Annotated in this window: 7 protein-coding genes and 2 pseudogenes; 5 read left to right on the top strand and 4 right to left on the bottom strand. The window is 44.8% G+C overall.

Features of this window, described 5'->3' with window-relative positions:
- A pseudogene (locus IM475_RS04320) lies at positions 1–122 on the top strand (IS982 family transposase); the annotation flags it as partial.
- A gap of 11 nt (positions 123–133) precedes the next feature.
- On the opposite strand, the pseudogene IM475_RS04315 reads toward IM475_RS04320, so the two are convergent.
- Positions 134–583: pseudogene (locus IM475_RS04315) on the bottom strand (DUF4915 domain-containing protein); the annotation flags it as partial.
- A 342-nt stretch (positions 584–925) separates the two neighbouring features.
- On the opposite strand from IM475_RS04315, the gene chrA reads away from it, so the two are divergent.
- Positions 926–2,083, top strand: a complete 1,158-nt coding sequence (gene chrA, locus IM475_RS04310) for a chromate efflux transporter (RefSeq protein ID WP_287726800.1) — start codon at positions 926–928, stop codon at positions 2,081–2,083.
- A 97-nt stretch (positions 2,084–2,180) separates the two neighbouring features.
- On the opposite strand, the gene hisG is transcribed toward chrA, so the two are convergent.
- The 3 genes from hisG to deoC all read right to left on the bottom strand — a co-directional run bounded on the left by hisG (position 2,181) and on the right by deoC (position 4,581).
- Positions 2,181–2,828, bottom strand: coding sequence for an ATP phosphoribosyltransferase (hisG, locus tag IM475_RS04305; RefSeq protein WP_045357499.1), 648 nt, complete (start codon positions 2,826–2,828; stop codon positions 2,181–2,183).
- Positions 2,829–2,896: 68 nt separating this feature from the next.
- On the bottom strand, positions 2,897–3,649 hold the full coding sequence (locus IM475_RS04300; RefSeq protein WP_287726799.1) for an HAD family hydrolase: 753 nt from the start codon (positions 3,647–3,649) through the stop codon (positions 2,897–2,899).
- 254 nt (positions 3,650–3,903) lie between these two features.
- The gene (gene deoC / locus IM475_RS04295) at positions 3,904–4,581 is read right to left on the bottom strand and encodes a deoxyribose-phosphate aldolase (protein WP_287726798.1); all 678 of its coding nucleotides are present in this window, start codon (positions 4,579–4,581) and stop codon (positions 3,904–3,906) included.
- A gap of 159 nt (positions 4,582–4,740) precedes the next feature.
- On the opposite strand from deoC, the gene acnB reads away from it, so the two are divergent.
- From acnB to IM475_RS04280, 3 genes are read left to right on the top strand one after another with little or no spacing between them, the layout of a single operon-like run.
- Entirely contained in the window at positions 4,741–7,350 is a 2,610-nt protein-coding gene (gene acnB, locus IM475_RS04290; RefSeq protein ID WP_287726797.1) for a bifunctional aconitate hydratase 2/2-methylisocitrate dehydratase, read from the top strand.
- Positions 7,351–7,363: 13 nt separating this feature from the next.
- Positions 7,364–7,654, top strand: a complete 291-nt coding sequence (locus IM475_RS04285; protein ID WP_287726796.1) for a DUF2584 family protein — start codon at positions 7,364–7,366, stop codon at positions 7,652–7,654.
- Positions 7,644–7,853, top strand: coding sequence for a hypothetical protein (locus IM475_RS04280; protein ID WP_287726795.1), 210 nt, complete (start codon positions 7,644–7,646; stop codon positions 7,851–7,853). Before IM475_RS04285 ends, IM475_RS04280 begins: the two co-directional genes overlap by 11 nt.
- Positions 7,854–7,859: the final 6 nt, after the last annotated feature.

The following is a 7,859-nucleotide window of genomic DNA, read 5'->3' as shown; positions in this document are numbered from 1 at the left end:
ATTCCCGCCACCGCAGCCCTGTTAATTTTTGCGTTAATCTTCTCTGTGGTTTGATTGCTTACTGTCACCAGCCGAAAAAACCCTCCTTGAAGATGGAATGGGCTTTACCCCCCGCTGCTTAACCCGAACTGGGGTTAAATAAGGTATTGACCACCCAAAGGCGATTACTGCCAAAGGCCAAATCATGACCCATAATCGGGCCGGTGAGGTGAGAGGAGCGGGCCAAAAAGGCGATATCCTGTTCCCCTTCCGGTTTAATCTGGGGGGCAATCTCTCGATTAGCGGGTAAATGCCAAATTGCCTGACGAGCGCCCACAGCAATTCCGGTAGCGGTTCGGGTTAAACCCATCGCTTGGTCAAAATGGGCGAAACTCACCCGCATTTGTCCTTGATAAGTGCCAATGCTGGCCACTCGTCCCGCTTGGTAGGTGGAAATCAACACTGAGAGGTCAAGCTGGTTGAGTAATTCCGGCAGATTGAGGCTGTACTCATAATTGACCGGCACTGCTTGGCGCTGAGTTGGACTCGCTGCTGGCTCTTGAGTATCTGAAAACTGGGTAGTCTTGGGCGGCAAGCTGTCCATAGAGTTTTTTTGTATAGATTAGAGTCGATTGTGATAATTGATTATTGTTTATGGTTTGTTGACTAAGGGGTTCTAATTAATCCCCCCTTGCCCCCCTTAATCCCCCCTTAATCCCCCCTTGCCCCCCTTAATAAGGGGGGTGGTGATGGGTTTCAGTTGGTATTAATGGGGTTTATTATAAACAAATTAATTAATATGATTTATAAAGTTTTCTTAACTTTTTTTGTATCAAATTTACTTGAACGGGAGCATTAAATATTTATGATTGAGTTTGTATAAAACACTTTTGCAATTTATTTTGGATATAAACTTGATTCTAGAAAAACTATTGGTAATTAGAAAATGCTGACTTCATCGCCTCCCAATCTCTCGCAACTTGCCCTTTTATTTCTCAAAATCGGGATTATCGGTTTTGGCGGTCCGGCTGCCCATATCGCTTTAATGGAGGAAGAAGTGGTTAAGCGTCGCGGTTGGATGACTAAGGAGCGATTTCTCGATTTGGTGGGGGCCACTAATCTGATTCCTGGTCCTAATTCCACGGAAATGGCCATCCATATCGGTTATATTTTTGGGGGTTTAGCGGGTTTAATAATCACGGGGGTTTGTTTTATTACTCCTGCGGTGTTAATTACGGGTTTTCTGGCTTGGATTTATACTACCTATGGGACTTTACCGGATGTGGCTCCGATTTTTGCGGGGATTAAACCGGTGGTAATTGCGGTGATTTTTCAGGCCCTCTGGCGCTTAGGCAAAAAGGCACTAAAAACCCGTCAATTATTCTTCATCGGATTGGGAGTTATCGGATTATTAATCTTAGGTTTAAATGAAGTTATCGCTTTACTGTTGGGCGGAATTATCGGGATGTTTATCCTAAAAAAATTCGCTACTTTTCCCCTGATTGTGGCAGGAATAGGCGGTGCGACGGCGGTTGCTACTCCTAGCAACATCCCACCGACATTAACAGGATTAGGGCTATTTTTCCTCAAGGTGGGAAGTGTTTTATTTGGTAGTGGTTATGTGTTAGTTGCCTTTTTAGAAGGGGATTTAGTGCAGGGTAAAGGATGGTTAACCCAGCAACAATTATTAGATGCTATTGCTGTGGGTCAATTTACCCCCGGTCCGGTGTTATCTACAGCCACTTTTATCGGTTATCAAATATTAGGAGTATCGGGGGCAATTGTGGCAACTCTAGCGATTTTCTTTCCTTCTTTTATCTTTGTTTTATTACTTAATCCTCTTATTCCTAAACTGAGACAATCCGCTTGGGCGGGTGCTTTTTTAGACGCAATTAATGCTAGTGCCGTGGCTTTAATGGTAGCAGTAATTTTTAATTTAGCTCTAGCTACTTGGTTACAACCCTACGGGAATTTACCTTTTAATTTATTGGCTATCATTATATCTCTTATCTCCGCTATTCTTTTACTACGTTTTCAGGTTAATTCTACTTGGTTAATTCTGGCTGGTGCGCTTATTGGTTTACTATTGAAACAATTAGTTTAGGGGTAAATAAGTAAATGGTTCTAATTAAATATTAAGATATATTTTGCCTTTGATTCCCCCTTAATAAGGGGGGTGCTGATCCCCCCTTAATCCCCCCTTAATAAGGGGGGTGCTGATTAGTTAAACTGAGCTTTTCTACCCAGTTATAAATCTGATCGCGATTTAGTCGATAGCTGAGGGGATGGGCGATTAATCGAGCGCTACTAGCAAATAATTCGGCGATTTCTACTAAACCATTTTCGCGTAAAGTTCGACCGGTGGAAACTAGGTCAACTATCGCTTCTGACATCCCCGTAATCGGGCCTAATTCTACGGAACCATAGAGAGGTATAATCTCGACGGGAATATCTAAACGACGAAAATAATCCTTAGCACAATTGACAAATTTTGAGGCAACTTTACCGTGATGGGGAATATCTAAGGGACTTTGATAGGGACTATCAGCAGGGACAGCTACCGACATCCGACAGTAACCAAATTTTAGGTCAATTAAATTAGCCACATCGGGAGATTTTTCCAATAAAATATCATAACCGGCGATGCCTAATTGTGCCTGACCGTATTCTACATAAACTGGTACATCTGTGGCTCTGACTAATAAGGCTTTCGCTTGGTTGGTGGGATCAGTAATCTGTAATTGGCGATTTTTTGAGTCAAGAAAGGCACTAAAATCTAAGCCAATTTTCTGAAATATTTGGATACTTTCGTTTAGTAAAGCACCCTTCGGTAAGGCAATTGTTAGCATAGAGGGAATTATGAATTGGGAAGTGGGGAAGTGGGGTTTTTCAGTGAACAGTAAACAGTAATCAGTAATCAGTGAACTGAAAATTCGGAGCTGATAACCGAGATGGCAGTAAGTTCTCTAATAACCACATCAGCTAATTGTAAATCTTGATGGTTTTCTGGTTGCCAACTAATTGCGATCGCAGCTGCTGATTTTGCCTGTTTAGCCATTTCCCAATCGGCCCTAGTGTCCCCCACCATCAGGGTTTTGTCCACTGCGGTCCCCAAAGCTTGACAGGTTTCTTGCAATAATAGGGGATCGGGTTTACTTAAACCTCGATCGCAGCCCTGGGCGATTTTAATATAATTTAATAGGTGATTTTCCTTGACAAATTGCTCAACTCGTGCTGTGGTATCGGAGGAAAGAATCGCCAATTGTAAACCGGCCGCGTGCAGATAACGAATTACTTCTAAACATTGGGGATAGAGGGGATTTAAGCGGGGGGGAACCTTTTCATCGGCCGCTTGGAAGGCCGCTTTTGCGATCGCCATTGCCGTTAACCAATCCCGACCGGTGGAAGCAATACAACCGGCAGCGGCGATATGATTATCTCTGCGGCTGCCCACTGCCATTAAACCGGCAGGATTGAGACTATTTGCCCCAATACCGAAAGTTTTAGTTAATAAAGACTCTAAACCGGGGATTTGCGATTCAATGGCTTGTATCCGGGCTATAGCTCGATCGTACCAGAAAGCTCGCGAATCCTCTAGCGTACCGTCCTTATCAAAAACAATCCCTTGAATATCTCTAAATTCTCGATTACCACAGCGAATTATCGGCAAATAAACCCCCTTATTTTTATTGAATGTCAGTCATCATTTTAGCTTTCAGGATTAAGGAGACAGGATTCAGGAGACAGGAGATTATTTTTATTTATTCTCCCCATCCCCCCACTTCCCTACTTCCCACTTCCCTACTTCTCACACCCTACACCCCACACCCCGCTCCCCACACCACTCCCCACTACCCTCTCCCCAATTCATAATTCATAATTCATAATTCATAATTCCCTATACCTTTTAAACAGGATTTAGTATTACTCCTCAAAAGCGGCTTTTTGCTGACGGACTAAATCGACACCGCGGGAAGTTCCCAGACGGGTGGCCCCGGCCCGGATAAGAGCGATCGCTTGTTCTAGGGTGCGAATTCCGCCGGATGCTTTAATTCCTACCCGGCCTTTGCTAATTTCCTTGAGAAACTTCACATCGCTAACCGTTGCACCCCCAAACCAGCCGGTACTGGTTTTTAGATAACTGACTCCTGCATCCATGCAAATCTCCGCCGCCAAACGTTTCTCGGTGTCCGTCAGTTGCGAGGTTTCCAGAATCGCTTTCACTGTCTGGCCGGTTTCCTGACAAATACTAGCAATTTCTTGGAATAATTGCTCTGATTTCCCATCTTTTAGCCAACCGAGATTAATAACCACATCTAACTCCTTGGCACCATTATCTACGGCTTCTAAAGCCTCATAACGTTTAACTGCGGAGGTAGTGGCCCCTGCGGGAAAACCAATCACGGTAGAAACTAAAGTTTTTTTGCCGTGGAGTAACTGCACCGCTTGCTTAACGGCAGCGGGATAAACGCAGACGGTGGGAAAACGATATTGTTCGGCCTGTTGACAGTAAGCCTCTAATTGTTCACTGGTGGCGGTGGGCATGAGGAGAGAATGGTCGATATATTGTGCTAAATCTAGATCAGAATCGGTGATAGCCATTATCTAAGCCTCAATATAGTCAATCGATCGCTATTTTCTCATTTTATGGAAGTCACACAGCAAAGTCATCTCTCGCTAACCTAGAAATTCCGAGACTAGCAAAGATCCAGTAACCTAGGAAGAAACCGTCACAAGTGAAGACTAGGAGACAATAGACCTATGTTAGAAGCGTATCACCGCCACGTTGCCGACCGAGCGAAATTAGGTATCCCTCCCCTTCCCCTCAATGCTCAACAAACGGCGGAATTATGCGAAATGCTCAAAAATCCGTCCGAAGAACTCAAGGGAGAATTGCTGACCCTGCTGCGTGACCGTGTTCCCCCCGGAGTTGATGAAGCGGCCTACGTTAAAGCGGGATTTTTAACAGGAATTGCCAAAGGTGAAATAAAATCTAACGTTATCTCCCCCCAGGGTGCGGTTAGCTTACTGGGAACCATGGTCGGCGGTTATAACGTTCATTCTCTGATTGAACTGTTGAAATCCAGAGATATTAATATCGCCGCCGCTGCTGCCAGCGCTTTAAGTAAAACTCTGCTGGTATTCGACGCATTTAACGAGGTTTTGGAATTATCCGACACCAATCCCTATGCTAAACAGGTTATCGATGCTTGGGCCAATGGCGCTTGGTTTATCGCTAAACCGAAACTTGCTAAAGAAATTACCGTCACCGTTTTCAAAGTCCCGGGAGAAACCAATACAGATGACCTATCTCCCGCTCCCCATGCCACCACCCGGCCCGATATTCCCCTTCATGCCTTGGTAATGTTAGAAACCCGTCAACCCGGGTCCTTAGAAACCATTGCCGAATTGAAAAAATTAGGTCATCCGGTCGCCTATGTGGGAGATGTGGTTGGGACTGGTTCCAGCCGAAAATCGGCAATTAACTCGGTTCTCTGGCATATTGGCGATGATATTCCCTTTGTGCCTAATAAACGTGCTGGTGGCTATATTTTAGGCAGTAAAATCGCCCCTATCTTCTTTAATACTGCTGAAGATTCCGGCGCTTTACCGCTTGAATGCGATGTTAGCCAAATGAACACGGGGGATGTGATTAAAATTTATCCCTACGAAGGCAAAATCACCAACGAAGCGGGCGCAACTATTAGCACCTTTAGCCTCAAACCTGAGACAATTCTGGATGAAGTGCGGGCCGGCGGTCGTATTCCCCTCTTAATCGGTCGTAGTCTCACCGATAAAACCCGTCACGCCTTGGGACTTGAGGCTAGTACCCTATTCACCCGTCCCACTATGCCTAATGACACGGGTAAAGGTTACACCCTAGCGCAAAAAATGGTCGGCAAAGCTTGCGGTTTACCCGGGGTGCGGCCGGGTACTTCCTGTGACCCGATTATGACCACGGTAGGGTCTCAGGATACCACCGGCCCGATGACCAGAGACGAGTTAAAAGAGTTAGCCTGTTTAGGTTTTAGCGCCGATTTAGTCATGCAGAGTTTCTGTCACACGGCAGCCTATCCCAAACCGGTTGATATTCAAACTCATCACCAATTACCGGACTTTTTCTCTACCCGGGGGGGGGTGGCTTTACGTCCGGGAGATGGCATTATTCATTCCTGGTTAAATCGGATGTTATTGCCGGATACGGTGGGGACTGGCGGCGATTCTCATACTCGTTTTCCCCTGGGAATTTCCTTTCCTGCGGGGTCGGGTTTAGTGGCATTTGCCGCCGCCTTGGGAGTAATGCCTTTGGATATGCCGGAATCGGTTTTAGTGCGTTTTACGGGGGAATTACAACCCGGTGTAACTCTGCGCGATATTGTTAATGCTATTCCCTACGTTGCCATGCAAGAAGGCAAATTAACCGTGGAAAAACAGAACAAAAAAAATGTTTTTAACGGTCGCATTATGGAGATGGAAGGGCTGCCGGATTTGAAATTAGAACAGGCTTTTGAGTTAACCGATGCCACGGCGGAACGTTCCTGTGCTGGTTGTACGATTAAGTTAAGTACGGAAACAGTGGCGGAATATTTACGCTCTAATGTGGCCCTGTTAAAAAATATGGCAGCTCGGGGTTATAGTGATGCCAAAACTATCCTACGTCGGGTAGCAAAAATGGAACAATGGTTAGCTAATCCCGTCCTGATGGAGGCGGATAAGGATGCCGAATATGCGGATATTATCACCGTCAACTTAAGCGAGATTAAAGAACCCATTGTCGCGGCACCCAATGACCCCGATAATATCAAGTTAATGTCGGAATGCGCCGGGGATAAAATTGATGAGGTGTTCATCGGTTCTTGTATGACTAATATCGGTCATTATCGCGCCGCTGCTAAGATATTAGAAGGGGCAGGAGTTGCTAAGGCTAAACTGTGGATTTGTCCCCCCACACGCATGGATGAAAAACAATTGCGCGATGAGGGAATGTATGGCATTTTTGCCGCTTCTGGGGCGCGTACCGAGATGCCTGGATGTTCCCTTTGTATGGGTAATCAAGCGCGGGTTGAAGACAGAGCAACGGTATTTTCTACCTCGACTCGTAACTTCAATAATCGCATGGGAAAAGATGCGCGAGTCTATCTCGGTTCCGCCGAATTAGCGGCGGTTTGTGCGCTGCTAGGACGCATTCCCACCGTCGAGGAATACCTGGCAATTGTCACCGAGAAAATTAATCCTTTTGCTGGCGATTTATACCGCTATTTAAACTTTAATGAAATCGCTGGTTTTGAGGATGAAGGCCGGGTAATTCCCCTAGAAGATTTACCTAAGATTGAGGATATCTTAGGGATTCCTTCTGGTGTTTTGAGTTAGCATGAAGTTGAGGGTGAGCTATGAAAAGCTCACCCTCTGCTCAGAAAATAAAGAGGTAAAATTTATGGGGATGCTCTGTGAAGTGAATAGTATTTTAAAGTTAAAACCATCTCAAGGTTATCCAGAAAGTTTGGAATTATCTAAACAGTATCAAGGGAGCAAAGAAGATTATAGAATTATTCCTGTTGATGTTCCAATTCCTTTGGTAAATGAACATTGGGTTGCCTACGCAGATGTTATCATTGAAAAATTAGTTTGGGAAAAAGGCGAAAACAGGCTTAGTGCAACTTATCATGACCACTAACGATGAAAATATCATGAATGGTGTTCCTCTTGAATATTGGTCTGTTATCGAACGACAACCGGGAGTCGCTAAATTACATAACTATGCTAATTCTCCCGAACAGTTTGAACAATTCAAACATATTGGACTGAATAACTTTGATTTTTTTGCTAGTGAATTTTACTTGCAGGAACCTAATTCAGAGGAAGTAATAGATTGATGTTAC

The organism is Microcystis sp. M061S2 (genome assembly GCF_020245605.1).
Classification (GTDB): Bacteria; Cyanobacteriota; Cyanobacteriia; order Cyanobacteriales; family Microcystaceae; genus Microcystis.
Note: the sequence above shows the minus strand (reverse complement) of the source record. Positions and strands in the feature narration are given on the sequence as shown.

Excerpts from the sequence above, each read along its gene's own strand:
- deoC (WP_287726798.1), bottom strand. The coding sequence starts at position 4,581 with ATGGCTATCACCGATTCTGATCTAGATTTAGCACAATATATCGACCAT.
- hisG (WP_045357499.1), bottom strand. The coding sequence starts at position 2,828 with ATGCTAACAATTGCCTTACCGAAGGGTGCTTTACTAAACGAAAGTATC.
- acnB (WP_287726797.1), top strand. The coding sequence starts at position 4,741 with ATGTTAGAAGCGTATCACCGCCACGTTGCCGACCGAGCGAAATTAGGT.
- chrA (WP_287726800.1), top strand. The coding sequence starts at position 926 with ATGCTGACTTCATCGCCTCCCAATCTCTCGCAACTTGCCCTTTTATTT.
- IM475_RS04280 (WP_287726795.1), top strand. The coding sequence starts at position 7,644 with ATGACCACTAACGATGAAAATATCATGAATGGTGTTCCTCTTGAATAT.